Below are 24,514 nucleotides of genomic sequence, written 5' to 3'. Positions count from 1 at the left end.
ACCGACTGGTCATATGCCGGTCAGCCCCGTCTCACAGTTCGGCCCGTGGCGCTCCCCCGCGGGGAGTGACCGTTATGTCACGATTGCTGCCGTCCTGTGTACGCCTGTGACCCCAGGGAGCCGCATGTCCCGGCACAGAAATGCCCGGCACCGCACCCTCCTCGCCGCCGCCCTGCTCACCGTGGCGGTCGGCTGCTCGGGCTCCCCCGACCCGGACCCGGACCCCGGCGCCACCTCCGCCCAGCGCCACTCCACCGGCGAGGGCGCCGAACCGGCGCCCGGCGGGCCCTTCTGGGTCGATCCGGACAGCAGCGCCGCCCAGCAGATCAAGATCTGGGAGGGACAGGGGCGCACCGCCGACGCCGAGGCGCTGCGGCGGATCGCGGACCGGCCGATGGCGGACTGGCCCGCGTGGGACAACCCCGGGCCCGGGATCCGCAAGGCGGTGGCGGGCGCCGCCAAGGACCGGCGCACGATCCTGCTGGTGGCGTACAACATCCCGCACCGCGACTGCGGCGGGCTCTCGGCGGGCGGCGCCGCGGACGTGGCCGCGTACCGCACCTGGTACGGCATGTTCGGCGACGCGATCGGGGATGCCAAGGCGATCGTGGTCCTGGAGCCGGACGCGGTGGCCCACATGGTCGACGGCTGCACCACGCCCGATCACTGGGACGAGCGCTACCAGCTGCTGAACGAGGCGATCGACCACTTCAAGAAGCTGCCGAACACCAAGGTCTACCTGGACGCGGGCAACCCGGCGTGGATCCCCGACCCGGCCAAGCTGGTCGAGCCGCTGACCCGGGCCGGGGTGGCCCGCGCCGACGGGTTCGCGCTGAACGTCTCCAACTTCCAGACCGACGAGACCGTACGCGCGTACGGCGCCAAGGTCTCCCAGGGGCTCGGCGGCAAGCACTTCGTGATCGACACCAGCCGCAACGGCGCCGGGCCGCTCCTGGACGAGCGCGACCAGGCCTGGTGCAACCCGCCCGGCCGGGCGCTCGGCACCCCGCCGAGCACCAGCACCGGGGACCCGCTGCTGGACGCGTATCTGTGGATCAAGCGGCCCGGTGACTCGGACGGGACCTGCCGGGGCGGGCCGGCGGCGGGCGCCTGGTGGCCGGAGTACGCGCTGGGCCTGGCCCGCCGCTCGACGGCCTGAGCCAGGGGCCACTCCCGTCAGTCGATCAGCAGCCACTTCGCCTCGGACGGCGTGCCCTCGGCGTCCGTGACGAAGAGCATGTACCAGCCGGGCGGGACGAGGGCCTTGTCGCGCGGCACCTCGACCGTCACCGAGTTCCCGTCCTTGGTCAGGCGTACGTCGATCGAGCGCTGCTCGACGTCCGTGGTGTGGGTGACGGCGCTGGGCCGCATCAGCCGGGCCCTGGCGATCCGCTCGGGGTGGGCGGTGGGGAAGGTGGCGCGGCGGTCCTGGCCGACCGCCTGCGGGCCGTCGCCGAGGGCCGGGCGCTTGTCCTTGTCCCGGTAGAGGTAGGGCGGGGTGTAGATCTCCATGCGCTGCTCGAACTTGCCGAGCTTGGTGTTGTCCTTGTCGCCGAAGAGCGAGTCGGAGCCGAAGGTGGCGACCCGGCCGTCGGGCAGCAGCAGCGCCTCCGAGTGGTAGTTGCGGCCGACCGTGGGGTCGGCGGCCTCGCGGAAGGCGTTGCTGCCCGCGTCGTAGAACTGCGCCTTGAGGATGTTGCTGGCGCCCCGGCCCCGGTAGTCCTCGGAGCCGCCGCTGGTGAAGACGGAGTCGTCGGGCAGGATCACGCTGTTGAGGTAGCGGGTGCCCTGCGGGAGGGCGGGCCCGGCCTTGAAGGCGGGGCTTTCCTGGTTGAGGTCGATCAGCGCGGTGCGGGGCGTGGACTTCTTGGACTCGCCGACCCCGCCGCCGCCGAGCAGCATGAACCGCTGGGCCTGGGCCGGGGGCAGCAGCAGTGAGCTGGCCGTCTCCAGCTGGTCGCCGTCACCGAGACCGTCGATCTTCTTGAAGGTGTTGGTGGCGATGTCCCACAGACCCGGCTCGCGGCCCTTGTCGGCGGGCCCGTAGCCCGCGTTGGCGCCGGAGTAGAAGAGCTTGCCGCTCTTGGTGAGGAAGAGCGAGGGGTAGGTCGGGAAGTACCGGAACGGGCCCTTGCCCCACTTCTTGGTCCTGGGGTCGTAGATCTCGTTCTCGCCCGTGAGGATCGTGCCCACGTCGTCGAGCCCGGAGACGGCGAGGACCCGGCCGTCCTGGAGGGTGGTGAGCGTCGGGTACCAGCGGGCCTCCTGCATGGGGGCCACGGGGAGGTACTTCTCCGCCTTGGGGTCGAACTCGTACGCCGCCCTGATGCCCTGGAAGTCCTGCTTGTCCATGGTGATCTTCTCGGCGAGGCCGTACGTGTTGTCGGCGTCGACCCCCTTGAGACCCTCGATCTCGTACTGGGCCTGGTCGACGGCCACGGACTTCGGGCCCTCGGCGGCGGCCTCCACGAACACCCGGGCCTCGGCCGCGGTGACCTTGGTCTTCCACGGCTTCATCTGGCCGGTCGCGTAGTAGCCGACCACGAACTCGCGTTTGGCCCGGGGCACGGTGACGTCGAACTTGGACAGGTACTCCACGCCCGACGGGGAGCGGAACCGGGTGCCCTTCTTGATGGTGACGGGCTTGTCCGGGTTCTCGTTCTTGACCCGCATCCCGCCGCCGGCCCGCTTCACCTGCTCGTCCAGGACCTCGTAGCGGGCAGTGCCGCCCGCCACCAGGAGGCGGCCGTCGGGGAGCTGGGCGTGGCCGGAGCAGAAGAAGTCCTCGGGGGTGGGGACCTTCTTGAACGAGTTGTCCTTCGGGTTCCACAGCACGGTGTCGAAGGAGCCCGCGTCGAACTTCTCCTGCTTGTTGCCGGACCCGGCGATGATCAGGACCTTGCCGGTGTGCAGCAGGGCCGCGTGGATCGCGTTGGTGCGGTACTTCGCGGGGATGTCCACGGTGTCCCAGGCCCCGTACTTGCGCATGTAGTCGGGTTGGCGGATCTGGTACGCGTGGTACTGCTCCTCGGCGAAGGAGAGCGCGGCCGGGGCGTTGAGCCCCGCGAGCAGCACGACGGCGCCGCCGCCGAGGAGCGTCTTCTTGGTGCGCGGGGAGGGCCGGTAGGCCATGGTTCAGTTCCCTCCGGTCGTCGTGGCAGCCGGTGCGGGGGCGGCGAGGCCGGTCTCCGCGTCAGCGGGCTCGGCGGGCCGCGCAAGGGCCCGTCTGCGGGCGGCCGCGCGCTCGCGCCGGGCGGTGAGGGACCAGACGGCGACGGGGGCGAGCGCGATGCCGAGGGCGAGGACCGCCCAGGTGCGCATCGCCGCATGGGTGTGGCCGTAGTGGACCGAGGCGCCGAGCGAGGCGATGAGCACCGCGGCCCAGAAGAGGTGGATGCGGAAGGTCCACAGCCGGTCGGGGCTGGCCTCGCCGCCCTTGGGGGTGACGACGAACCGGCCGCGCGTGCGCAGCACCGCCGAGCCGAGCGACTTGAGGTAGATGGGCGCGGAGAGCGCGGACATCCCCATCCCGGCGAGCCCGCCGGAGCCCTGGGGTTCGTGCGGCGAGACGTTGTGGCGGCGGTTCCAGAGGTAGAGCCCGATCTGGAGGGCGGCCGCGTCGCTGTAGAGCATCAGCCAGACGGAGGCGGAGACCTGGGTGCCGGAGGCGCCGAACCAGAGGAACAGGACGCAGCTGACGATGCCGAGCAGCCAGTTGACGGCGGTCATCGGGTAGTAGACGAGCATCAGCGTGTACGAGAGGAGCCGCCCGGGCGGGACCCGGAACAGCGCCTTCCAGTACTGCTTGAGCAGCGTCTCGTACGTTCCGCGCGACCAGCGCGTCTGCTGGGTGAAGAAGTCGGTCCAGGACTCCGGGCCCTCGCCGACGGCGAGCACGTCCGGGGTGTAGACGGACCTCCAGAAGTGGCCGGTCCCGGGGTTCTTGCGGCGGTGCAGCTCGAAGCCGGTGGCCATGTCCTCGGTGATCGAGTCGTAGAGCCCGCCGACCTGGCGCAGTGCGGTGATCCTGACGATGTTGTTGGTGCCGACGAACATCGGGGCGCGGTAGCGGTTGCCGGCCCGCTGGATCAGCGCGTGGAAGAGGAACTGCTGGGACTCGGCGGCCTTGGTGACGGGCGAGTCGTAGTTCCCGTAGACCTGGGGGCCGACCACGAACGCGACGTCGGGGTCGCGGAAGTAGCCCATCATCCGCTCCAGGAAGTTGGGGAGCGGCACGTGGTCGGTGTCGACGGAGGCGAAGAAGTCGTAGGCGCCGCCGTGCATGGCGAGCCAGGCGTTGTAGTTGCCGTGCTTGGTACGGGCCTTGTGCGGGCCCTTCTCGCGGTTCCACTCGGGGACGCCGCTGCGGGTGAAGTGGCGCACCCCCAGCTCCTCGCAGAGCGCCTTGGCCCGTTCGTCGTCGCCCTCGTCCAGGAGCCAGACGTCCAGGGGGCCGGGGTGGTGCAGGCGGACCGCGCCCTCCAGGGTGGCCCGGACCATCGCCATGGGCTCCTTGCCGGGCACCCAGGTGGTGAGGAAGGCGACCCGGGTGCCGGGCTCGGGGTACACCGGTATGGGGTCCCTGGCGACCATCGTGGCGTGGGCGATCGAGATGACGTTGACGACCATGAAGAGCTCGATCAGGCCGATCGCGACGAGCATCGCGATGTCCAGGCCGACCAGCCACTCGTCGCCGCCCTCGCGCTCCACCCAGTGGGTGGGCCAGACGAGGTAGACGAGGAGGACCGCGGTGAGCACGGGCGCCAGCGTCATCAGGAGCACCGCGCGTATTCGGCGGGGTTCGGCGGAGAGGAGACTTCGGTACCGCACCCGGTAGGCGGCCCTGTCCGGTTCCGTGAGCGGTCCGGCGAGCCGGCTGTGGGTCTCGTAGTCGTACTGCTCCGACGGACTCTCCGACCGCACTGTGCCCTCCAGCTGATCGAGCCAGGTAGATATCCCCACAAAAGTGGAGATTCTTCGGCGTGTCGACTGGAGTACTCCGAGTGAGCGGTTCTTGTTTCAGGTGCCGCGTCACCGTTTTGGCCCGGCGTGCGCGGGCTCGGCCCGGCGTGCGCGGCACAGCTGAGCCCCCGGTGCCGCGCGGGGCGGCCGGGGGCTCGGGCGGGGCGGCGGTCAGACGGAGAGGTGGCGCTCGACCGTCTCCACCTTGGAGGTCAGCCCGTCGGTGACACCCGGACGGATGTCGGCCTTCAGGACGAGCGAGACGCGCGGGGCGCGGGCCTCCACGGCGGCGACGGCCCGCTTGACCACGTCCATCACCTCGTCCCACTCCCCCTCGACGGAGGTGAACATGGCGTCGGTCCGGTTCGGGAGCCCGGACTCGCGTACGACGCGTACGGCGTCGGCGACGTACTCCCCCACGTCCTCGCCGACGCCCAGCGGGGTGACCGAGAAGGCGACGATCACGCTCCGACCACGCCTTCCTTGCGGGCGCGGGCGGCGATCAGGGCGTCCTCGGCCTGGCGCTTGAGCTTGCGCTCGGCCACGAAGCCGCCGAACGGCAGCACGGACAGGACGAAGTACAGGGCGGCGGTCTTCACCGGCCACTTCGCCTTGTTCCAGGCGTCGGCCCAGAAGATCACGTACAGGATGAAGAGGATGCCGTGGATCGCGCCCATCACCGGGACGGCGTTGACGTCGGTCGTCCGCTTCAGCACCGAGCACACGAGCAGCAGCAGGAAGGAGACGGCCTCGGGGGCCGAGACCAGCCGGAGACGGTGGAAAGCGGATGCGGTCTTGATGTCCACGGGGGCACCTTCGGTGGGAGGGTCGGAGGGTGTTGCTTGTGAACGCAAGCACAAACGTTCTCCATTGTGACATCGGCGGTGCCGGGATCTTGGCGGGGGTCCCCGCGGGCAGCGGGGGTTGCCCCCGGCCGGGATCCCGGGGCCTGGTCGGGCGGGGGCCCGGCCGCTAACGTCAGCGCGTGGCAACGTTCCGACTCCAGGGCAGCAAAGTGCTTGCCGTCGACATGACCGGCGACGCCGTCAAGGCGAAGAACGGCTCGATGGTCGCCTACGACGGCCAGATGGCCTTCAAGAAGATGTCCGGCGGCGGTGAGGGCATCCGCGGCATGGTGACCCGCCGCCTGACCGGCGAATCCATGACCGTGATGGAGGTGAAGGGAAACGGCACCTGCTACTTCGCCGACCGGGCCTCCGAGATCAACCTGGTCTCGCTCCAGGGCGACAAACTCTGGGTGGAGGCGAGCAATCTGCTCGCCACCGACGCGGGGCTGCGCACCGGCACCACCTTCACCGGGCTGCGCGGGGCGACCCAGGGCAACGGCCTGTTCACGACCACGGTCGAGGGCCACGGCCAGGCGGCGATCGTCTCGGACGGCCCCGCGGTGGTGCTGCGGGTCTCCGCGCAGTACCCGCTGTCGGTCGACCCCGGCGCGTACATCGCCCACCAGGGCAACCTCCAGCAGCACTTCCAGTCCGGGGTGACCTTCCGCACCCTGCTCGGCGAGGGCTCGGGCGAGGCGTTCCAGATCCGCTTCGAGGGCGAGGGACTGGTGTACGTACAGCCCAGCGAGCGCAACACGATCGGAGGGGACGTCTGATGCCCTTCCGCGAGATCAACTCCAAGATGGTCGAGGCCACGGTGGCCCCCGGCCAGAAGATGTTCAGCCAGCGCGGGGCGATGCTCGCGTACAAGGGCGAGGTGTCGTTCACGCCCAATATGCAGGGCGGCCAGGGCGGGCTGATGTCGATGATCGGCCGGCGGGTGGCCAACGAGGCGACCCCGCTGATGACGGTCGAGGGCAGCGGCACGGTGATGTTCGGCCACGGCGGCCACCACATCCAGGTCATCAACCTCGCCGGGGACACCCTCTACGTGGAGGCGGACCGGCTGCTCGCCTTCGACGGCACCCTCCAGCAGGGCACGATGTTCATGGGCTCGCAGGGCGGGGTCATGGGCATGGTCCGGGGCCAGGTGACGGGCCAGGGCCTGTTCACCACGACGCTCAAGGGCCACGGGGCGGTCGCCGTGATGGCGCACGGCGGAGTGATCGAGCTGCCGATCACCCCGCAGCGCCCGGTCCACGTCGACCCGCAGGCGTACGTGGCCCACCACGGCGACGTACGCAACAAGCTGTCCACGGCGCTGGGCTGGCGGGACATGGTGGGCCGGGGCTCGGGAGAGGCCTTCCAGCTCGAACTGTCCGGCAACGGCGCGGTGTACGTCCAGGCCTCGGAGGAGAAGCTGTGAGCACCCCTCAGCCCGGCGGGCCGGCGGTCTTCGACCCCTACTCGCTCCCCTCCGACGACAACGTCAACAAATACACCTTCTGCGTGGAGCTCAAGTCGAGCCAGTGGTTCCTGCAGAAGGGGAAGATGATCGCCTACTACGGGCAGATCGAGTTCAACGGCATCGGCCACGGCCGCCTCGACCGGCTGCTCCGTACGAGCTTCCACTCGCCGCTGCACGCCAGCGACTGGGTGGTCGCGGACGGCTCCGGCAAGATGCTCCTCGCGGACCGGGCCTTCGACGTCAACTCCTACGACCTGGAGAACGGCAACCTGACGATCCGGGCGGGGAACCTGCTGGCGTACCAGCCGACGCTGGCGCTGAAGCAGTCGATCGTGCCGGGTTTCCTGACGCTGATCGGAACCGGGAAGTTCGTGGCGGCGTCCAATGGACCGGTGGTCTTCATGGAGCCGCCGATCCGGGTGGACCCCCAGGCTCTGGTGGGCTGGGCGGACTGTCCGTCGCCCTGTCACCACTACGATCACGGCTATATGACGGGCGTAGTGGGCGGAATCCGGTCACTGACGGGGCTCGGCGGAACGTCCGGCGAGGAGCACCAGTTCGAGTTCGTGGGCGCGGGCACGGTGCTGCTCCAGTCCACGGAGGTGCTGATGGCCGAGCAGACGACGGGGCAAGTGCCCGCGGAGCCGGGCGTTCCGGGCGGCGGGGTGCCGGCCGGGGCGCAGGGTCCGGCGGGTTCGACACCGCGTCTTCCCGGCCAGCTCGGAGACCTCCAGCGTCGCTTCGGCCTGTGAGCGGTAGTCTGCGGAGTGTGACGTCGAACGCGTGCACCCTTGCCGGGCGCTGACCACGACCCTTGGGCCGGTGCGTGCGGGGCGTCACACTCCGACGCTTCGTTCAGAATTCAACTTCTTAGGTAGAATCCACATATGGAGACCGAGACGGCCACCAACTGGCTGACCGATAGCGAGCAGTGCGCCTGGCGTACCTATCTGGACGTCAACAGGATGCTGACGCACCAGATGGAAAAGGACCTGCAGCCGTTCGGCCTGACCAACAACGACTACGAGATCCTGGTCAACCTCTCGGAGGCCGAGGGGCAGCGGCTGCGGATGAGCGACCTCGCCGCCGCGACCCTTCAGTCCAAGAGCCGCCTTTCGCACCAGATCACGCGGATGGAGAACGCGGGGCTGGTGCGCCGGGAGAACTGCGAGTCCGACCGGCGGGGGCTGTTCGCGGTGTTGACCGAGGCGGGGGTGGAGACGATGGAGAAGGTGGCGCCGCACCATGTGGCGTCGGTGCGCAAGCACTTCATCGACTTGCTGTCGAGTGAGGCGCTGTCGGATCTGCGGGCGTCGCTGACGCCGGTGGCGGAGCACTTGCGCGGCCACCGCGCCAAACTCTGAGGCCTTCGTCCCCCACCCCGCCCCTTCCCTAGACCCTCCGGGGGTGGGCTCCTCAAACGCCGGAGGGGCTGGATTTCCCGCCGGAGGGACAGAAATGTAGCCGCCCCGAGGGGCTGGATGTGCAACCCGAGGGGCTGGGTCACTGCCCCCCGAGGGCTAGAGGTGCCTGAGGCCGGAGATGCCTAAGGGGCGCGGGGAACTGCGCGGCCAGCCCCCACCGGCCCGCGGGTCAACGCGAAAGCGGGTGCAGGGGCCGCAGGCCCCGCGAAGGGGGTTCGGGGGGCGCAGCCCCGCCCAGGGGTGCAGGAGCGCAGGCCCCGCAACGGGGTCCCGGGGGCGTAGCCCCCGGGCAAACCGCCTCCCCACCCTCCCCCGGAGGGTCTGGCGGGGTGGGGTAGGTCACGTGGTCGTCGTCAGGACCGCTACCAGTTCGTCCGCCGCCGCGTACGGATCCAGCTCGCCCCCGACGATGCGGGACGCCAGCGCGTCCAGGCGGCGGTCCCCCCGCAGGTCACCGATCCGCTCCCGCAGCGCCGTGACCGCGATCGTCTCCACCTCACGAGACGCACGCGACAGCCGCCGCTCCGCCAGCACCCCCCGCTCCTCCATCCACGCCCGGTGCTTCTCCAGCGCCTCGACGAGCTCCTCGATGCCCTCGGAACGCGCCGCCACCGTCTTGACGATCGGCGGACGCCAGTCACCGGGGCCCCGGGCCTCCCCCAGGCCCAGCATGTGGTTCAGCTCGCGCGCGGTCGCGTCCGCGCCGTCCCGGTCCGCCTTGTTGACGACGTACACGTCCCCGATCTCCAGGATCCCCGCCTTCGCGGCCTGGATGCCGTCGCCCATGCCGGGCGCGAGCAGGACCACCGACGTGTCCGCCTGCGAGGCGATCTCGACCTCGGACTGGCCGACGCCGACCGTCTCCACCAGGATCACGTCGCAGCCCGCCGCGTCCAGTACCCGGATCGCCTGCGGGGCCGACCAGGCGAGGCCGCCCAGATGCCCCCGGGTCGCCATCGAGCGGATGTAGACCCCGGGGTCGGAGGCGTGGTCGGACATCCGGACGCGGTCGCCGAGCAGCGCGCCCCCGGAGAACGGCGAGGAGGGGTCGACGGCAAGGACCCCGACCCGCTTCCCGGCCCGCCGGTACGCCGTCACCAGCGCCGACGTCGATGTCGACTTGCCGACACCCGGCGAGCCGGTGAGACCCACCACGTATGCCCCGCCCGTCAGCGGAGCCAACTGCGCCATCACCTCGCGCAGTTGCGGGGACGCCCCCTCGACCAGCGAGATCAGCCGGGCCACCGCACGCGGCCGGCCCTCCCTCGCCTGTGCCACCAGCTCGGGGACGTCCACCATTGCCGCTCCGTTCGGTTCAGTGACCAGTGATCAATGCGTACGTACCGCGGGAACAGCGCCTACTTGCCCGGAACCTTGATGATCAGGGCGTCGCCCTGGCCGCCGCCACCGCACAGCGCCGCCGCACCCGTACCGCCGCCGCGGCGCTTGAGCTCAAGGGCGAGGTGGAGCACCACGCGCGCGCCCGACATGCCGATGGGGTGGCCCAGGGCGATCGCGCCGCCGTTGACGTTCACCTTTTCCGGGGAGACGCCGAGGTCCTTCATTGACTGGACCGCGACCGCCGCGAAGGCCTCGTTGATCTCGATGAGGTCGAGGTCCTCGACGCCGATGCCCTCCTTGCCCAGGGCGTGCTGGATGGCGTTGGACGGCTGCGACTGGAGCGAGTTGTCCGGGCCCGCCACGTTGCCGTGGGCGCCGATCTCCGCGATCCACTCCAGGCCCAGCTCCTCGGCCTTGGCCTTGGACATGACCACGACCGCGGCCGCGCCGTCCGAGATCTGCGAGGAGGTGCCCGCCGTGATCGTGCCGTCCTTGGCGAAGGCCGGGCGCAGCTTGCCGAGGGACTCGGTGGTCGTCTCCGCGCGGATGCCCTCGTCCTTGGCGAAGATCACCGGCTCGCCCTTGCGCTGCGGGATCTCGACCGGGGTGATCTCGGCCTCGAACAGCCCGTTCTTCTGCGCGGCGGCGGCCCGCTGGTGGGAGGCGGCCGCGAACGCGTCCTGCGGGGCGCGCTCGATGCCGAGGCGGGTGTTGTGCTTCTCCGTGGACTCGCCCATGGCGATGTTCTCGAAGGCGTCGGTCAGACCGTCGTACGCCATCGCGTCGAGCATCTCGATCGCGCCGTACTTGTAGCCCTCGCGGGACTTCGGCAGCAGGTGCGGGGCGTTGGTCATCGACTCCTGGCCGCCCGCCACCACCACGTCGAACTCGCCGGCGCGGATCAGCTGGTCCGCGAGCGCGATCGCGTCCAGGCCCGAGAGGCAGACCTTGTTGATCGTGAGCGCGGGCACGTTCATCGGGATGCCGGCCTTGACGGCGGCCTGGCGGGCCGGGATCTGGCCCGCGCCGGCCTGGAGCACCTGGCCCATGATCACGTACTGGACCTGGTCGCCGCCGATTCCGGCCCGGTCGAGCGCGGCCTTGATGGCGACGCCGCCGAGGTCGGCGCCCGAGAAGGTCTTGAGCGAGCCGAGCAGTCGGCCCATGGGCGTGCGGGCGCCCGCGACGATCACTGAAGTGGTACCGGTCGTTCCAGACATGAGGCACAGCCCCTTGGGAGGTGAGAAGTGAACGAGGGTTTACTGGAAATGTACTGAGCGGTACCGGCGGCGTCATCGGCCGGCCGGTGTGATCGCGCGCACGTTGCGTAACCACCTCCCGGGGCGCTGCACTGGACCCATGCTGACGCGAATCGACCACATCGGGATCGCCTGTGCCGACCTCGACAAGACCGCCGAGTTCTATCGTGCTACGTACGGATTCGAGGTGTTCCACTCCGAGGTGAACGAGGAGCAGGGCGTACGCGAGGCCATGCTCAAGATCAACGGTACGTCGGACGGCGGCGCCTCGTACATCCAGCTCCTGGAGCCCACCAGGGAGGACTCCGCGGTGGGCAAGTGGCTGGCCAAGAACGGCGAGGGAGTGCACCACATCGCCTTCGGCACGGCCGACGTCGACGGGGACGCCGAGGCCATCCGCGGCAAGGGCGTCCGGGTCCTCTACGACGAGCCGCGGATCGGCTCGATGGGCTCCCGCATCACGTTCCTGCACCCCAAGGACTGCCACGGTGTACTGACCGAACTGGTCACCTCGGCAGCGGAGCACTGACCCCGGGATTCCGGGGCCGGTACAGTGGGCCCTTCCGGGCCGGGGTCGGGTCGGGGCCTGGGACCCACGCCCCCTTGTCGATCTGACACCATTCACCGGGGGCCCGTCCGTCGTCGGACGGTGCTCGTACGGGCAGTGTTCGCGACCAGGGGACGGATGGGACCGCGCAGTGCGGGGCTACGAACGCCAGGACAGCCACCGGCCTGACGACCACCTCTCGCGGTTCGAGGCCGAGATGGACCGGCTGAAGACCGAGCGGGAGAAGGCCGTCCAGCACGCCGAGGACCTCGGCTACCAGGTCGAGGTGCTGCGCGCCAAGCTGCACGAGGCGCGCCGCAACCTCGCGACGCGCCCTGCCTACGACGCCGCGGACATCGGCTACCAGGCCGAACAGCTGCTGCGCAACGCGCAGATGCAGGCCGAGCAGCTGCGCACGGACGCCGAGCGCGAGCTGCGCGACGCCCGTGCCCAGACCCAGCGCATCCTCCAGGAGCACGCCGAGCACCAGGCCCGGCTCCAGGCCGAGCTGCACGCGGAGGCGGTCAACCGCCGCCAGCGGCTCGACCAGGAGCTGGCCGAGCGGCGCGCCACCGTCGAGTCGCATGTCAACGAGAACGTGGCGTGGGCCGAGCAGCTGCGGGCGCGGACCGAGGCGCAGGCCCGGCGTCTGCTGGAGGAGTCGCGCGCCGAGAGCGAGGCGGCGCTGGCATCCGCCCGCGCGGAGGCCGCCCGGGTCGCCGAGGAGACCCGCCAACGGCTCGGCTCCGAGGCCGAGTCGGCCCGTGCGGAGGCCGAAGCGACCCTGCTGCGCGCCCGCAAGGACGCCGAGCGGCTGCTGGCCGCCGCCTCCACGCAGGCCCAGGAGGCCACCTCCCACGCCGAGCAGCTGCGCTCGTCCACCACCGCCGAGTCCGACCAGGCGCGCCAGCAGGCGACCGAGCTGAGCCGGGCCGCCGAGCAGCGGATGCAGGCGGCCGAGTCGGCGCTGCGCGAGGCGCGGGGCGAGGCCGAGAAGGTGCTGGCCGAGGCGAAGGAGTCGGCGAGCAAGCAGCTCGCGGGCGCCGAGTCCGCCAACGAGCAGCGCACCCGTACCGCCAAGGCCGAGATCGCCCGGCTGGTCGGGGAGGCGACCAAGGAGTCCGAGGCGCTCAAGTCCGAGGCCGAGCAGGCGCTCGCCGACGCGCGCGCCGAGGCCGAGCGGCTGGTCGCGGAGGCCGCCGAGAAGGCCCGTACCAGCGCGGCCGAGGACACCGCCGCCCAGCTCGCCAAGGCCGCCCGGTCCGCCGAGGAGGTGCTCACCAAGGCGTCCGCGGACGCCCAGGAGACCACCCGCAAGGCGTCCGAGGAGGCCGAGCGGATCCGCCGCGAGGCCGACGCCGAGGCGGAGCGGCTGCGCTCGCAGGCCGAGGAGCGGGCCGACGAGCTCAAGGGCGCGGCCAAGGACGACACCAAGGAGTACCGGGCCAAGACGGTCGAGCTGCAGGAGGAGGCGCGCAGGCTGCGCGGCGAGGCCGAGCAGCTGCGGGCCGAGGCGGTCGCCGAGGGCGAGCGCATCCGGGGCGAGGCGCGCCGCGAGGGTGTCCAGCAGATCGAGGAGGCGGCCAGGACCGCCGAGGAGCTGCTGACCAAGGCGAAGGCCGACGCGGAGGAGCTGCGCACCTCGGCCGGGGCCGAGTCGGAGCGGGTCCGCGGCGAGGCCATGGAACGCGCCACCACGCTGCGCAAGCAGGCCGAGGAGACCCTGGAGCGCACCCGGGCCGAGGCCGAGCGGATGCGCGCGGAGGCCGAGGAGCAGGCCGAGGCCGTCCGCACGGCCGCCGAGCAGGCTTCCGCCGTGCTGCGCGAGGAGACCGAGCGGGCCGTCGCCGCCCGCCAGGCCGACGCCGCCGACGAGTTGACGCGGCTGCACACCGAGGCCGAGCAGCGGCACGCCTCCGCCGAGCAGGCGCTCACCGAGGCGCGGGGCGAGAGCGAGCGGATCCGGCGCGAGGCCGCCGAGGAGACCGAGCGCCTTCGTACGGAGGCCGCCGAGCGCGTCCGTACGCTCCAGGCGCAGGCCGAGCAGGAGGCCGAGCGGCTGCGCACCGAGGCCGCCGCCGACGCCTCGACCGCCCGTGCCGAGGCGGAGGGCGCTGCCGTACGGCTGCGGGCCGAGGCGGCCGCGGAGGCCGAGCGTCTGAAGTCCGAGGCGCAGGAGACCGCCGACCGGATGCGCGCGGAGGCCGCGGCCGCCGCCGAGCGGGTGGGGGCGGAGGCCGCCGAGGCGCTCGCCGCCGCCCAGGAAGAGGCCGCGCGCCGGCGCCGCGAGGCGGAGGAGACGCTGGACTCGGCGCGTACCGAGGCCGGTTCGGAGCGGGCCCAGGCCCGCGAGCAGAGCGAGGAGCTGCTGGCCTCCGCCCGCAAGCGGGTGGAGGAGGCGCAGGCCGAGGCACAGCGCCTGGGCGAGGAGGCCGACCGGCGCGCCACCGAGCTGGTGGCCGCCGCCGAGCAGACCGCCCAGCAGGTGCGGGACTCGGTGTCGGGGCTGCGCGAGGAGGCCGAGCAGGAGATCGCCGGGCTGCGCTCGACGGCCGAGCACGTGGCCGAGCGCACGAAGACGGAGGCGCAGGAGGAGGCGGACCGGGTCCGCGCCGACGCGCACGCCGAGCGCGAGCGCGCCGCCGAGGACGCCCAGCGCGTCCGCGCCCGGGCCCAGGAGGAGACCGAGGCCGCCAAGGAGCTCGCCGAGCGGACCGTCGCGGACGCCATCGCCGAGGCGGAGAAGGCGCGTTCGGACGCCTCCGAGTACGCGCAGCGGATGCGCACCGAGGCCTCCGACGCGCTGGCCTCCTCCGAGCAGGACGCCTCGCGCACCCGGGCGGACGCCCGCGAGGACGCCAACCGCATCCGGGGCGACGCCGCGAGCCAGGCGGACCGTCTGATCACCGAGGCGACCTCGGAGGCCGAGCGGCTGGCCGCCGAGTCGACGGCGACGGCCGAGCGGCTGGTGGCGGAGGCCCAGCAGCTGCACGACGAGGGCCAGTCGGAGCACGACCGGCTGCTCGCGGAGGCCACCGCCCACGCCGAGCGCACCACGTCCGAGGCGGACACCTACGCGGAGCTCGTCACCACCGAGGCGCGCGCGGACGCCGGTTCGGTCCTGGGGGCCGCGGCCGCCGAGGCCGAGCAGACGGTCGCCGACGCCCGCGAGCAGGGCGAGCGGATCCTCGGCGAGGCGCGTACGGAGTCGGAGCGGCTGCTCGACGAGGCGCGCAAGGCCGCCGACAAGCGCCGCGCGGACGCGGCCGGCCAGGCGGACCAGCTCGTCGCGGAGGCGAGCAGCGAGGCCGAGAGGGTGCTCACCGAGGCGAACGGGGAGGCGGAGCGGCTGCGTGCCGAGGCCGCCGAGACCGTGGGCTCGGCCCAGCAGGCCGCCGAGCGGATCCGCGCGGAGGCCGAGAAGAGCCGCGCCCGGACCGAGGAAGCGGCGGAGAAGACGCGTACGGAGGCCCGCGAGGAGGCCGACCGGCTGCTCGACGAGGCCCGTACGGCCGCGGCCAAGCGCCGTTCGGACGCGGCCGAGCAGGCGGACCAGCTCATCGCCAAGGCCCAGGAGGAGGCGCTGCTCGCGGCCACACTGGCCGAGGAGCAGGCCGACACGATGGTCGGCGCGGCCCGCAAGGAGGCCGAGCGGATCGTCGCCGAGGCGACCGTGGAGGGCAACTCCCTGGTGGAGAAGTCCCGTACGGACGCGGACGAGCTGCTCGCCGGGGCGCGCACGGACGCCACGGCCATAAGGGAGCGCACCGAGGAGGTGCGCACCCGGACCGAGGCGGACATCGAGGAACTGCACGAGCGGGCCCGGCGGGAGAGCGCCGAGCAGATGAAGACGGCGGGCGAGCGCGTCGACAAGCTGGTCAAGGCCGCCACCGAGCAGACGGCGGAGGCCGAGGCGAAGGCCAAGGAGCTGCTTTCGGACGCCAACTCCGAGGCGAGCAAGGTGCGTATCGCGGCCGTGAAGAAGGCCGAGGCGCTGCTCAAGGAGGCGGAGACCAAGAAGGCCGAGCTGATCCGCGAGGCGACGAAGCTGCGCGACGACGCGGAGGCCGAGGCCCGGCGCACGGTCGACGAGGGCAAGCACGAGCTGGACATGCTGGTCCGGCGCCGCGCGGACATCAATGCCGAGATCTCCCGTGTCCAGGACGTACTTGAGGCGTTGGAATCTTTTGAGGCCCCGTCCTCCGGCGGCAAGGAGGCGGCCAAGGCGGGAGCCGCGGCCGGAGGGACACGTTCGAGTGGCAAGTCTTCGGAGGGGTAGCCACTCAAAAGGCTGGACATTCTCCAGATCAAACGGGCATACGCTCGATGACACGCCGCCTGGGCCCCTAGGATTCCCCCTATCACCTCACCGGTCTCATTCGACAGGAACCCCATGAGCGACACTTCCTCCCCCTTCGGCTTCGAGCTCGTGCGGCGTGGTTACGACCGCGGTCAGGTGGACGACCGCATTACCAAGATCGTCTCCGACCGCGACAGCGCTCTGGCACGGATCACTTCTCTGGAAAAGCGCATCGAGGAGCTGCATCTCGAAACGCAGAACGCCCAGGCCCAGGTGAGCGACGCGGAGCCGTCGTACGCCGGCCTCGGCGCGCGGGTCGAGAAGATCCTCCGTCTCGCCGAGGAAGAGGCGAAGGACCTGCGCGAGGAGGCCCGCCGGGCCGCCGAACAGCACCGCGAGCTCGCCGAGTCGGCGGCCCAGCAGGTGCGCAACGACGCCGAGTCGTTCGCCGCCGAGCGCAAGTCGAAGGCGGAGGACGAGGGCGTCCGCATCGTCGAGAAGGCGAAGGGTGACGCCTCCACGCTGCGCTCCGAGGCGCAGAAGGACGCGCAGTCCAAGCGCGAGGAGGCGGACGCCCTCTTCGAGGAGACCCGCGCCAAGGCCGCACAGGCCGCGGCCGACTTCGAGACGAACCTCGCCAAGCGCCGCGAGCAGTCCGAGCGCGATCTGGCCTCGCGTCAGGCGAAGGCGGAGAAGCGTCTCGCCGAGATCGAGCACCGCGCCGAGCAGCTCCGCCTGGAGGCCGAGAAGCTGCGTACGGACGCGGAGCGCCGGGCCCGTCAGACGGTCGAGACGGCCCAGCGCCAGGCCGAGGACATCGTGGCCGACGCCAACGCCAAGGCCGACCGCATCCGTTCGGAGTCCGAGCGCGAGCTGGCGGCGCTCACCAACCGCCGCGACTCGATCAACGCGCAGCTGACCAACGTCCGCGAGATGCTGGCGACCCTGACGGGCGCGGCGGTCGCGGCGGCCGGCTCCCCGGTCGACGACGAGCCCGTCTCGCGCGGCGTCCCGGCACAGCAGTCCCGCTAGTCCCGTTGGTGCCGCAGCCTCTCCCCCGTGGGCTGCGTTCGTACGGTCGAGAGCCCCTCGCCACTCCGGTGGCGGGGGGCTTTCCGCGCCTTTAGCGTGGCGACATGATCGAGCTAGCCGGTCTCACCAAGCGCTTCGGTTCCAAGACCGCGGTCGACGACCTGTCCTTCCAGGTCAGACCGGGTGTGGTGACCGGCTTCCTGGGACCCAACGGCGCCGGCAAGTCCACCACCATGCGGATGATGCTCGATCTCGACAACCCGACCAGCGGCACCGTGCGCATCGACGGCCGGCACTACCGCGACCTCGACGAGCCGCTGAAGTACATCGGGGCGCTCCTCGACGCCAAGTCGATGCACGGCGGCCGCAGCGCGTACAACAACCTGCTCTGTCTGGCGCAGTCGAACCGGATCCCGGAGCGCCGGGTCGCGGAGGTCCTGGACACGGTCGGTCTGACGGCGGTGGCGAAGAAGAAGTCGAAGGGGTTCTCGCTCGGCATGGGCCAGCGGCTCGGAATCGCCTCCGCGCTGCTCGGCGACCCCGAGATCCTGATGTTCGACGAACCCGTCAATGGTCTGGACCCCGAGGGAATTCACTGGATCCGCAATCTCATGAAAGCCCTCGCGGCGGAGGGCAGGACGATCTTCGTCTCGTCTCACCTGATGAGCGAAATGGCGCTGACGGCGGATCATTTGATCGTCATCGGCCAGGGCCGACTGCTCGCCGATACATCGATGGCGGATTTCATTCGGCAGAATTCACGGAGTTTCGTACGGCTGCGCTCACCCCAGTGGGAACACCTGCTCGATGTGCTGGCGCGGGGCGGGATCCCGGTGACCCAGACCGCCGACGGCGCCCTTGAGGTCGACAACGGCAGGATCGAGCGGCTCGGCGAGCTGGCCGCGCAGCACCAGATCGTGCTGCACGAGCTCTCCGGCCAGCAGGCCTCGCTGGAGGAGGCGTTCATGCAGATGACGGCGGGTTCGGTGGAGTACCACGCGCACTCGGACACCTCCCACGGGCCGCCGCCCCCGGCCGCCGCCCCGGACTGGGGCGAGAGCTACCGGGCGAGGACCCGGGGCGGCGCCCCCGAGAACGCCCGGGCCGACGGCGAGGGGGTCTGACCCATGGCTTCGGTACCCGCGGTCCTCAAGTCCGAGTGGACCAAGATCCGTTCGGTCTCCTCCACCTCCTGGACGCTCGTCTGCGCGCTGATCGTCACGGTCGCGGTGAGCGCGGCCCTGTGCGCGCTGATGAAGTCGCAGTTCGACGACCTCAAGCCGGCCGAGCGGCTGACCTTCGACCCGACCTTCATCAGCTTCTCCGGGATGGTGCTCGGCCAGCTGGCGATGGTGGTGTTCGGCGTCCTGGTGGTCGGCACCGAGTACAGCTCGGGCATGATCCGCACCTCGCTCGCGGCCGTGCCGCAGCGGGCCACCTTCCTCTTCGCCAAGCTCCTGGTCGCCACCGCGCTCGCCCTGGTGGTGGGCATGGCGACCAGCTTCCTCTCGTTCTTCCTCGGCCAGGCGCTGCTCGGCCCGCACCGCACCACCATCGGCGAGCCCAACGTGCTGCGGGCGGTCTTCGGGGCGGGCCTCTACATGGCGCTGATCGCGCTCTTCTCGATGGGCGTGGCCACGATGCTGCGCAGCTCGATGCTCTCGCTCGGCATCCTGATGCCGTTCTTCTTCCTGATCTCGCAGATCCTGTCGGCGGTGCCGGGCGCCAAGAAGGTGGCCCGCTACTTCCCCGACCAGGCGGGCTCCAAGATCATGCAGGTGGTGCCGAACGCGATGAACAGCGAGCCGCCGCCGTACGGGCCCTGGGCCGGGCTCGGGATCATGGCGCTGTGGGTCGTCGCGGCGCTCGCGGGCGGCTACGCCGTACTGAAGAAGCGCGACGCCTGACCGCCCGCGGCAGCCGGCAGCAGCCCGCGACAGCCCCTCCGACCTGCGCAAAGGCAAGAACGTAACGGACAAAAGCGAACGTCATCCAACTGTCATCGCTTGGCCGGAACCGTAAAGTCCTGGATAAGCTCCTCACTCATACGGGGGCACCCTGGCGATCGGCCACCGCCCCGACGACCCACACCGTCGATGGGGCTGGAGAATGATCGAGGCAGTCGGCCTGACGAAGCGCTACGGCGCCAAGACAGCCGTGTACAACCTTTCCTTCCAGGTGAGGCCCGGCGCCGTCACCGGCTTCCTGGGGCCCAACGGCTCCGGCAAGTCGACGACCATGCGCATGATCCTCGGCCTGGACCAGCCCACTTCCGGCCATGTCACCGTCGGCGGCCACCCCTTCCGTACGCTCCCCAACGCGCCCCGCCAGGTCGGCGCGCTGCTCGACGCCAAGGCCGTGCACGGCGGCCGCAGCGCCCGCAACCACCTGCTCTCGCTCGCGCAGCTCTCCGGCATCCCGGCCCGCCGGGTCGACGAGGTGCTCGGTGTCGTCGGCCTCCAGGAGGTGGCGGGCAAGCGCTCCAAGGGCTTCTCGCTCGGCATGGGCCAGCGGCTCGGCATCGCCGCGGCGCTGCTCGGCGACCCCCAGGTGCTGCTCTTCGACGAGCCGGTCAACGGCCTCGACCCCGAGGGCATCCTGTGGGTGCGCAACCTCATGAAGCAGCTCGCCGCCGAGGGCCGGACCGTCTTCGTCTCCTCGCACCTGATGAGCGAGATGGCGCTGACCGCCGACCACCTCATCGTGATCGGCCGCGGCCAGCTGCTCGCCGACATGAGCGTCAAGGACTTCATCTCGCACAACTCCGCCGACTTCGCGCGCGTACGCACCCCCGAGCCGGCCGCCCGGGAGAAGCTGACGGCCGCGCTGACCGAGGCCGGCGGCCAGGTCATGCCGGAGCCGGACGGCGCCCTGCGGATCACCGGCCTCGCGCTGCCGCGCATCAGCGACCTCGCGCACGGCGCGGACGTACGCCTGTGGGAGCTCTCGCCGCACCAGGCCTCCCTGGAGGAGGCGTACATGCGGATGACCCAGGGCGCGGTGGACTACCGCTCCACGGCCGACCAGAAGGCCGGTCTGATGCAGCCGCTGCCGCCCGGGTACCAGCCGCCGCCGGTGATCCCCGAGGTGCCGACCCAGGGCTGGTACGCCCCGCCGCCGCCCGGACAGAACCCGTACGCGGCCCCGCACGCCCCCGGACCCGGCGGCCTGAGCGAGCGCTCGCGCTCGGTGCGTTCGGCGGCGGACCGGCGTTCGGGGCGGCCGGGTATCTCGCCGGGCGGGCAGGGCTCGATCTCGCTGCCGTCGACGGGGTTGACGGTGAGCAGGAAGTCGCCCGAGACGAGCTGGACCGTGCGCGCGAGCCCGGCGGCGCGTGCCGCGGGCTCGGGGGTGAGGGCGTCGCGGTCGCGCTCCTTGCGCTGCGCGGCGCCCGGGCCCGGTCCGTTCTGCTCGTCGTCGAACTCGTCCGGTCCCCGGGTGTCCATCGGGTTCATGGTGAAAGCCCCCCAGATACGCCTGCGTAACCTTGCCCCACCCGGCCGCTACGCACTGCGCTGTCGCTCTGGTCCGGTACCCGCCGCAGGGATGTCGACCGGCGGGAGACCGCACCCTAAACCTTCGCCCAGTATCTCCGAACGGGCGGGGTGCCACCCCGCCCAGAGCGTCACAGTCCGGTGAGGATTGCGTGCGGAGGACCGGCTTCCACATCACCTGCACAACTGCCGCACAGGTCGTGCTCAACCGCGCCGTACGAGGCTCGTACGGCGGTGGCGCCGCGCACGCTCACACGCGCGGCAGCGCCTCCGCCGCGATGCCGCCCTCGATGGCCAGGATGCGGTGCAGCCGGGTCGCCACCAGCAGGCGCTGCATCTGGGGCGGCACGCCCCGCAGCACCAGCCGCCGGCCGCAGCGGCCGGCCCGCCGGTGGGCGCCCATGATCACACCGAGGCCGGTGGCGTCCCAGGAGTCCAGCTCGGTCAGGTCGAGCACCAGGTCGCCGGCTCCGTCGTCGACGGCGGAGTGCAGGACCGTACGGGCGTCCGCCGCGCTGCGGACGTCGAGGCGGCCCCCGACGACCAGCTCGACGTGGTCGCCCCTGATGTGCATAAGTACTCCCCGGAGTGCTCCGTATGCCTGTCTGCCTGTCGTCTCTTACTGCACCAACTGACTGCACAGACCGCAGGGAAGTTGCCGTCTGTAAGCGAACCGATACCTAATTCACCCCATGGAGTGATCTGGGGCGAGGGGAGGTGAGGGTGCGTCAATCAGTGCTTGTAGAAGCCCTGCCCGCTCTTGCGGCCGATGTCACCCGCGTCAACCATCCGGCGCATCAGCTCGGGTGCCGCGAACTTCTCGTCCTGGGACTCGGTGTAGATGTTGCTGGTGGCGTGGAGCAGGATGTCCACGCCGGTCAGGTCGGCGGTGGCCAGCGGGCCCATCGCGTGGCCGAAGCCCAGCTTGCAGGCGAGGTCGATGTCCTCGGCGGTGGCCACGCCCGACTCGTACAGCTTCGCCGCCTCGACGACGAGCGCCGAGATCAGGCGGGTGGTGACGAAACCGGCGACGTCGCGGTTGACGACGATGCAGGTCTTGCCGACGGACTCGGCGAACTCCCGGGCGGTGGCCAGGGTTTCGTCGCTCGTCTTGTAGCCGCGCACCAGCTCGACGAGCTGCATCATCGGGACCGGCGAGAAGAAGTGGACACCGACGACCCGCTCGGGGTGCTCGGTGGCCGCCGCGATCTTGGTGATCGGGATGGCGGAGGTGTTGGAGGCGAGCACGGCGTCCGGACGCACGATCTTGTCGAGCGTACGGAAGATGTCGTGCTTGACCTCCAGCTTCTCGAAGACGGCCTCGACGACGATGTCGGCGTCGGCGGCCGCGTCCAGGTCGGTCGTGGTGGTGATGCGGGCGAGCGCGGCCTCCGCGTCCTCGGCGGCCAGCTTGCCCTTGCTCACAAACTTGTCGTACGAGGCCTTGATGCCGTCGGTGCCACGGGCCAGCGCCGCGTCGGTGACGTCACGCAGAACGACGTCCCAGCCCGCCTGGGCCGAGACCTGCGCGATGCCCGAACCCATGAGTCCGGCCCCGATGACGGCGAGCTTCCTGGCCACTTCACACCCCTTTGACGGCTTACTGATACGGCTCTCCGGCGGAGGCTATCGGCCGTGAGGCATCTTGGGAGCCGTAAGAGATGCGCGTCACGTCTCAGATGACGGACATCACACCAAGACGGGTGAGCGGCGTCTCACCGAGGGCCCCGTCGGCCCCCATCGCTCGTCCCGTACCGCGTACTTGGGCGGGGAATGTCCGTGCTGTCGGGCGGGCCCGTACCAGGGCGCGCGGCGGCCCGTGACGGTCGGCACAGAAGCGTGGCGGACGGCCCTCGCGTAACTAGGCTGACCCCATGGTCAATCTGACGCGCATCTACACCCGCACCGGCGACAAGGGCACCACGGCCCTGGGCGACATGAGCCGTACCGCCAAGACGGATCTGCGGATCTCGGCGTACGCGGACGCCAACGAGGCGAACGCGGTGATCGGCACGGCGATCGCGCTCGGCGGTCTCGCCGAGGAGGTCGTCCAGGTCCTCACCCGGGTGCAGAACGACCTGTTCGACGTGGGCGCGGACCTGTCGACGCCGGTCGTGGAAGACCCGAAGTACCCGCCGCTGCGGGTCGAGCAGTTCTACGTCGACCGGCTGGAGGCGGACTGCGACCTGTTCAACGAGCGGCTGGAGAAGCTGCGCAGCTTCATCCTGCCCGGTGGCACCCCCGGAGCCGCGCTGCTGCACCAGGCGTGCACGGTGGTGCGCCGCGCCGAGCGCTCGACCTGGGCGGCCCTGGAAGTGCACGGCGAGACGATGAACCCGCTGACCGCCACCTATCTGAACCGCCTCTCCGACCTGCTGTTCATCCTCGCGAGGACGGCGAACGTGGAGACCGGGGACGTGCTGTGGGTGCCGGGCGGCGAGCGGTAGAGCGGCTGGGTCAGCGGCGGGACCGGGCCGCCTCCACCTTCTTCGGGAACAGCGTGTAGCTGAGCGCGATGACCAGGTTGATGCCGATCAGCCACAGCATCCGCTGCCCCCGCCCTGACCAAGCCCGAGGACGCCCGATGACCACCCCCTACCAGCAGCAGGCACCGGGTGCGCCCCTCGGGACGTACACCTCGCCGATCCCGGTGCGGCCCGCCTCCCTCGGCGACGCCCTCGCCTCGGAGTGGACCAAGATCCGCTCGGTGCGCTCCACGATGTGGACGCTGGGCGTGCTCATCGTGCTCGTGCTCGGCATCGGGCTGCTCGCGGCGGTCGCGGTCAACGCCTCCGACGCGCACATGGGCGACACCCCGCTGCTCACCCTGGGCTTCTACGGCGTGCTGCTCGGCTCGATCTGCGTGATCACGCTCGGCGTGATGACCATCGCCTCCGAGTACGGCACGGGCATGATCCGTACGACGCTGACCGCGTGCCCCAGCCGGGCCCGGATCCTCGCCGCCAAGGCGATCGTGTTCTTCCTGCTGTCCTTCGTCATCGTGACGCTCTCCACCGGCCTGGTGGCGCTGATGCAGATGGGGATGGTGGACACGGCCGAGCAGCCGAGCGGCTCCGAGCTGTTCAAGGCGACGGTCGGCGTCGGCCTCTACGTCTCGGTCCTCGGGCTGCTCTCGCTCGCGGTCGGCGCGCTGATCCGGCACTCGGCGGGCGCGATCACCGTCATGATCGGCGTGGTGCTGCTGCCGCTGGTGATGGCGCTGTTCATGTTCGCGCCGTCGCTCGAATCGGTGCGCGAGGCCCTGCTCGAGTACTCGATCCCCAGCCAGCTGGCCGTGTTCTACGGCTCCTCGGTGAGCGACTCGGGCCCGACCGGCTGGACCCCGCTGCTGATCCTGGGGGCCGTCGCGGCCGCCGCGCTCGGCGGCGCGTTCGCCGTGCTGAACAGCCGGGACGTGTGAGCGCGCGGGCCTAGTACCTCGGCGCGTTCCTGGACCGCTGCACCCTGCTGGTGCGGCGGTCCTTCGCGTTCCAGCACGCCTTGTGCCAGTGCCGGCGGTCGTCCACGCCGCCGTACTCCGGCCAGGCCACCACGTGCGGGACGCCGGAGGGGATCTCCTGGTCGCACCCCGGGCAGCGGTAGCGCTTGCCCTGCGCGCTCGCGCCGCTCACATGCCGGACGGACCACTCCTCGCCCTGGTACGTCTCGGAGCGCTGGAGGCCGAAGCGCTCCCCCGCCCCGCCGGTCGGTTCGGTCGGCTGGTCGCCGCCCTTGGGGCGGTTGCGGCGCGGGGACACGGAAACACCTCACGGGGCCGGGCGGACTGACCTCTCCAGCGTAGAGGTACTTGCCCCGGGTACCCGAGCCCGTACAGGGGT

The 24,514-nt window shown here is 71.2% G+C and carries 22 protein-coding genes; 13 read left to right on the top strand and 9 right to left on the bottom strand.

Going from position 1 to position 24,514, the window contains the following annotated elements; genetic code table 11:
* Positions 1 to 124: 124 nt before the first annotated feature.
* A complete protein-coding gene (locus A8W25_RS22360) occupies positions 125 to 1,159 on the top strand; it encodes a glycoside hydrolase family 6 protein (protein ID WP_067164007.1) in 1,035 nt (344 codons plus the stop codon).
* Positions 1,160 to 1,176: 17 nt separating this feature from the next.
* On the opposite strand, the gene A8W25_RS22355 is transcribed toward A8W25_RS22360, so the two are convergent.
* The 4 genes from A8W25_RS22355 to A8W25_RS22340 all read right to left on the bottom strand — a co-directional run bounded on the left by A8W25_RS22355 (position 1,177) and on the right by A8W25_RS22340 (position 5,768).
* A complete protein-coding gene (locus tag A8W25_RS22355) occupies positions 1,177 to 3,132 on the bottom strand; it encodes a kelch motif-containing protein (protein ID WP_067164005.1) in 1,956 nt (651 codons plus the stop codon).
* Between the two features lie 3 nt (positions 3,133 to 3,135).
* Positions 3,136 to 4,962 (bottom strand): glycosyltransferase family 2 protein, encoded by a 1,827-nt coding sequence (locus tag A8W25_RS22350; RefSeq protein ID WP_067164003.1) that lies wholly within the window; start codon positions 4,960 to 4,962, stop codon positions 3,136 to 3,138.
* Between the two features lie 171 nt (positions 4,963 to 5,133).
* Positions 5,134 to 5,427: an MTH1187 family thiamine-binding protein gene (locus tag A8W25_RS22345; protein WP_067164001.1), complete on the bottom strand. Its 294-nt coding sequence runs from the start codon at positions 5,425 to 5,427 to the stop codon at positions 5,134 to 5,136.
* Positions 5,424 to 5,768, bottom strand: a complete 345-nt coding sequence (locus tag A8W25_RS22340; RefSeq protein WP_067163999.1) for a DUF3817 domain-containing protein — start codon at positions 5,766 to 5,768, stop codon at positions 5,424 to 5,426. Before A8W25_RS22340 ends, A8W25_RS22345 begins: the two co-directional genes overlap by 4 nt.
* A 179-nt stretch (positions 5,769 to 5,947) precedes the next feature.
* On the opposite strand from A8W25_RS22340, the gene A8W25_RS22335 reads away from it, so the two are divergent.
* The 4 genes from A8W25_RS22335 to A8W25_RS22320 all read left to right on the top strand — a co-directional run bounded on the left by A8W25_RS22335 (position 5,948) and on the right by A8W25_RS22320 (position 8,642).
* Positions 5,948 to 6,586, top strand: a complete 639-nt coding sequence (locus tag A8W25_RS22335) for an AIM24 family protein (RefSeq protein WP_079126250.1) — start codon at positions 5,948 to 5,950, stop codon at positions 6,584 to 6,586.
* Complete coding sequence (locus tag A8W25_RS22330; RefSeq protein WP_067163995.1) at positions 6,586 to 7,236, top strand: AIM24 family protein; 651 nt, start codon at positions 6,586 to 6,588, stop codon at positions 7,234 to 7,236. Before A8W25_RS22335 ends, A8W25_RS22330 begins: the two co-directional genes overlap by 1 nt.
* Positions 7,233 to 8,030, top strand: a complete 798-nt coding sequence (locus A8W25_RS22325) for an AIM24 family protein (RefSeq protein ID WP_067163993.1) — start codon at positions 7,233 to 7,235, stop codon at positions 8,028 to 8,030. Before A8W25_RS22330 ends, A8W25_RS22325 begins: the two co-directional genes overlap by 4 nt.
* Positions 8,031 to 8,165: 135 nt before the next feature.
* The gene (locus tag A8W25_RS22320; protein ID WP_067163991.1) at positions 8,166 to 8,642 is read left to right on the top strand and encodes a MarR family winged helix-turn-helix transcriptional regulator; all 477 of its coding nucleotides are present in this window, start codon (positions 8,166 to 8,168) and stop codon (positions 8,640 to 8,642) included.
* Between the two features lie 399 nt (positions 8,643 to 9,041).
* Here the strand turns inward: A8W25_RS22320 and meaB are convergent, their stop codons facing one another.
* Both meaB and A8W25_RS22310 read right to left on the bottom strand, forming a co-directional pair.
* Entirely contained in the window at positions 9,042 to 10,001 is a 960-nt protein-coding gene (gene meaB, locus A8W25_RS22315; RefSeq protein WP_067163989.1) for a methylmalonyl Co-A mutase-associated GTPase MeaB, read from the bottom strand.
* 59 nt (positions 10,002 to 10,060) lie between these two features.
* A complete protein-coding gene (locus A8W25_RS22310) occupies positions 10,061 to 11,263 on the bottom strand; it encodes an acetyl-CoA C-acetyltransferase (protein ID WP_079126249.1) in 1,203 nt (400 codons plus the stop codon).
* Positions 11,264 to 11,402: 139 nt separating this feature from the next.
* On the opposite strand from A8W25_RS22310, the gene mce reads away from it, so the two are divergent.
* From mce to A8W25_RS22280, 6 genes are all read left to right on the top strand, one after another.
* Entirely contained in the window at positions 11,403 to 11,831 is a 429-nt protein-coding gene (mce, locus tag A8W25_RS22305) for a methylmalonyl-CoA epimerase (RefSeq protein ID WP_067163985.1), read from the top strand.
* 169 nt (positions 11,832 to 12,000) lie between these two features.
* Complete coding sequence (scy, locus tag A8W25_RS22300) at positions 12,001 to 16,128, top strand: polarized growth protein Scy (RefSeq protein ID WP_067163984.1); 4,128 nt, start codon at positions 12,001 to 12,003, stop codon at positions 16,126 to 16,128.
* Positions 16,129 to 16,242: 114 nt separating this feature from the next.
* Positions 16,243 to 17,181, top strand: a complete 939-nt coding sequence (locus tag A8W25_RS22295) for a cellulose-binding protein (RefSeq protein ID WP_067163982.1) — start codon at positions 16,243 to 16,245, stop codon at positions 17,179 to 17,181.
* A gap of 104 nt (positions 17,182 to 17,285) precedes the next feature.
* Positions 17,286 to 18,305, top strand: a complete 1,020-nt coding sequence (locus A8W25_RS22290) for an ABC transporter ATP-binding protein (RefSeq protein WP_067163981.1) — start codon at positions 17,286 to 17,288, stop codon at positions 18,303 to 18,305.
* Positions 18,306 to 18,308: 3 nt separating this feature from the next.
* Positions 18,309 to 19,088 carry an ABC transporter permease subunit gene (locus A8W25_RS22285; protein WP_067163979.1) on the top strand — a complete coding sequence of 260 codons (780 nt, stop codon included), beginning with the start codon at positions 18,309 to 18,311 and terminating at the stop codon, positions 19,086 to 19,088.
* Positions 19,089 to 19,290: 202 nt separating this feature from the next.
* Positions 19,291 to 20,820 (top strand): ABC transporter ATP-binding protein, encoded by a 1,530-nt coding sequence (locus tag A8W25_RS22280; protein WP_234386525.1) that lies wholly within the window; start codon positions 19,291 to 19,293, stop codon positions 20,818 to 20,820.
* 105 nt (positions 20,821 to 20,925) lie between these two features.
* Here A8W25_RS22280 and A8W25_RS22275 read toward each other — a convergent pair whose 3' ends face one another.
* Together A8W25_RS22275 and A8W25_RS22270 are read right to left on the bottom strand one after the other, a co-directional pair.
* The gene (locus tag A8W25_RS22275; RefSeq protein WP_067163978.1) at positions 20,926 to 21,249 is read right to left on the bottom strand and encodes an STAS domain-containing protein; all 324 of its coding nucleotides are present in this window, start codon (positions 21,247 to 21,249) and stop codon (positions 20,926 to 20,928) included.
* A gap of 158 nt (positions 21,250 to 21,407) precedes the next feature.
* Complete coding sequence (locus tag A8W25_RS22270) at positions 21,408 to 22,256, bottom strand: 3-hydroxyacyl-CoA dehydrogenase family protein (protein ID WP_067163976.1); 849 nt, start codon at positions 22,254 to 22,256, stop codon at positions 21,408 to 21,410.
* Positions 22,257 to 22,549: 293 nt separating this feature from the next.
* Here A8W25_RS22270 and A8W25_RS22265 point away from each other — a divergent pair, with 293 nt between their 5' ends.
* Both A8W25_RS22265 and A8W25_RS22260 read left to right on the top strand, forming a co-directional pair.
* Positions 22,550 to 23,122: a cob(I)yrinic acid a,c-diamide adenosyltransferase gene (locus A8W25_RS22265; RefSeq protein WP_067163974.1), complete on the top strand. Its 573-nt coding sequence runs from the start codon at positions 22,550 to 22,552 to the stop codon at positions 23,120 to 23,122.
* A 137-nt stretch (positions 23,123 to 23,259) separates the two neighbouring features.
* Positions 23,260 to 24,096, top strand: coding sequence for an ABC transporter permease (locus A8W25_RS22260; RefSeq protein WP_067163973.1), 837 nt, complete (start codon positions 23,260 to 23,262; stop codon positions 24,094 to 24,096).
* Between the two features lie 10 nt (positions 24,097 to 24,106).
* Here the strand turns inward: A8W25_RS22260 and A8W25_RS22255 are convergent, their stop codons facing one another.
* Positions 24,107 to 24,433 carry an ATP/GTP-binding protein gene (locus A8W25_RS22255; protein WP_067163971.1) on the bottom strand — a complete coding sequence of 109 codons (327 nt, stop codon included), beginning with the start codon at positions 24,431 to 24,433 and terminating at the stop codon, positions 24,107 to 24,109.
* Positions 24,434 to 24,514 lie beyond the last annotated feature (81 nt).

This window comes from Streptomyces sp. ERV7 (assembly GCF_001653515.1).
Classification (GTDB): Bacteria; Actinomycetota; Actinomycetes; order Streptomycetales; family Streptomycetaceae; genus Streptomyces.
Note: the sequence above shows the minus strand (reverse complement) of the source record. Positions and strands in the feature narration are given on the sequence as shown.

What these genes read in the sequence shown, in the direction of transcription:
- A8W25_RS22360 (WP_067164007.1), top strand. Translation starts at nt 125, where the DNA reads ATGTCCCGGCACAGAAATGCCCGGCACCGCACCCTCCTCGCCGCCGCC.
- A8W25_RS22355 (WP_067164005.1), bottom strand. Translation starts at nt 3,132, where the DNA reads ATGGCCTACCGGCCCTCCCCGCGCACCAAGAAGACGCTCCTCGGCGGC.
- A8W25_RS22330 (WP_067163995.1), top strand. Translation starts at nt 6,586, where the DNA reads ATGCCCTTCCGCGAGATCAACTCCAAGATGGTCGAGGCCACGGTGGCC.
- A8W25_RS22320 (WP_067163991.1), top strand. Translation starts at nt 8,166, where the DNA reads ATGGAGACCGAGACGGCCACCAACTGGCTGACCGATAGCGAGCAGTGC.
- meaB (WP_067163989.1), bottom strand. Translation starts at nt 10,001, where the DNA reads ATGGTGGACGTCCCCGAGCTGGTGGCACAGGCGAGGGAGGGCCGGCCG.
- A8W25_RS22310 (WP_079126249.1), bottom strand. Translation starts at nt 11,263, where the DNA reads ATGTCTGGAACGACCGGTACCACTTCAGTGATCGTCGCGGGCGCCCGC.
- mce (WP_067163985.1), top strand. Translation starts at nt 11,403, where the DNA reads ATGCTGACGCGAATCGACCACATCGGGATCGCCTGTGCCGACCTCGAC.
- A8W25_RS22295 (WP_067163982.1), top strand. Translation starts at nt 16,243, where the DNA reads ATGAGCGACACTTCCTCCCCCTTCGGCTTCGAGCTCGTGCGGCGTGGT.
- A8W25_RS22290 (WP_067163981.1), top strand. Translation starts at nt 17,286, where the DNA reads ATGATCGAGCTAGCCGGTCTCACCAAGCGCTTCGGTTCCAAGACCGCG.
- A8W25_RS22285 (WP_067163979.1), top strand. Translation starts at nt 18,309, where the DNA reads ATGGCTTCGGTACCCGCGGTCCTCAAGTCCGAGTGGACCAAGATCCGT.
- A8W25_RS22280 (WP_234386525.1), top strand. Translation starts at nt 19,291, where the DNA reads ATGATCGAGGCAGTCGGCCTGACGAAGCGCTACGGCGCCAAGACAGCC.
- A8W25_RS22275 (WP_067163978.1), bottom strand. Translation starts at nt 21,249, where the DNA reads ATGCACATCAGGGGCGACCACGTCGAGCTGGTCGTCGGGGGCCGCCTC.
- A8W25_RS22265 (WP_067163974.1), top strand. Translation starts at nt 22,550, where the DNA reads ATGGTCAATCTGACGCGCATCTACACCCGCACCGGCGACAAGGGCACC.
- A8W25_RS22260 (WP_067163973.1), top strand. Translation starts at nt 23,260, where the DNA reads ATGACCACCCCCTACCAGCAGCAGGCACCGGGTGCGCCCCTCGGGACG.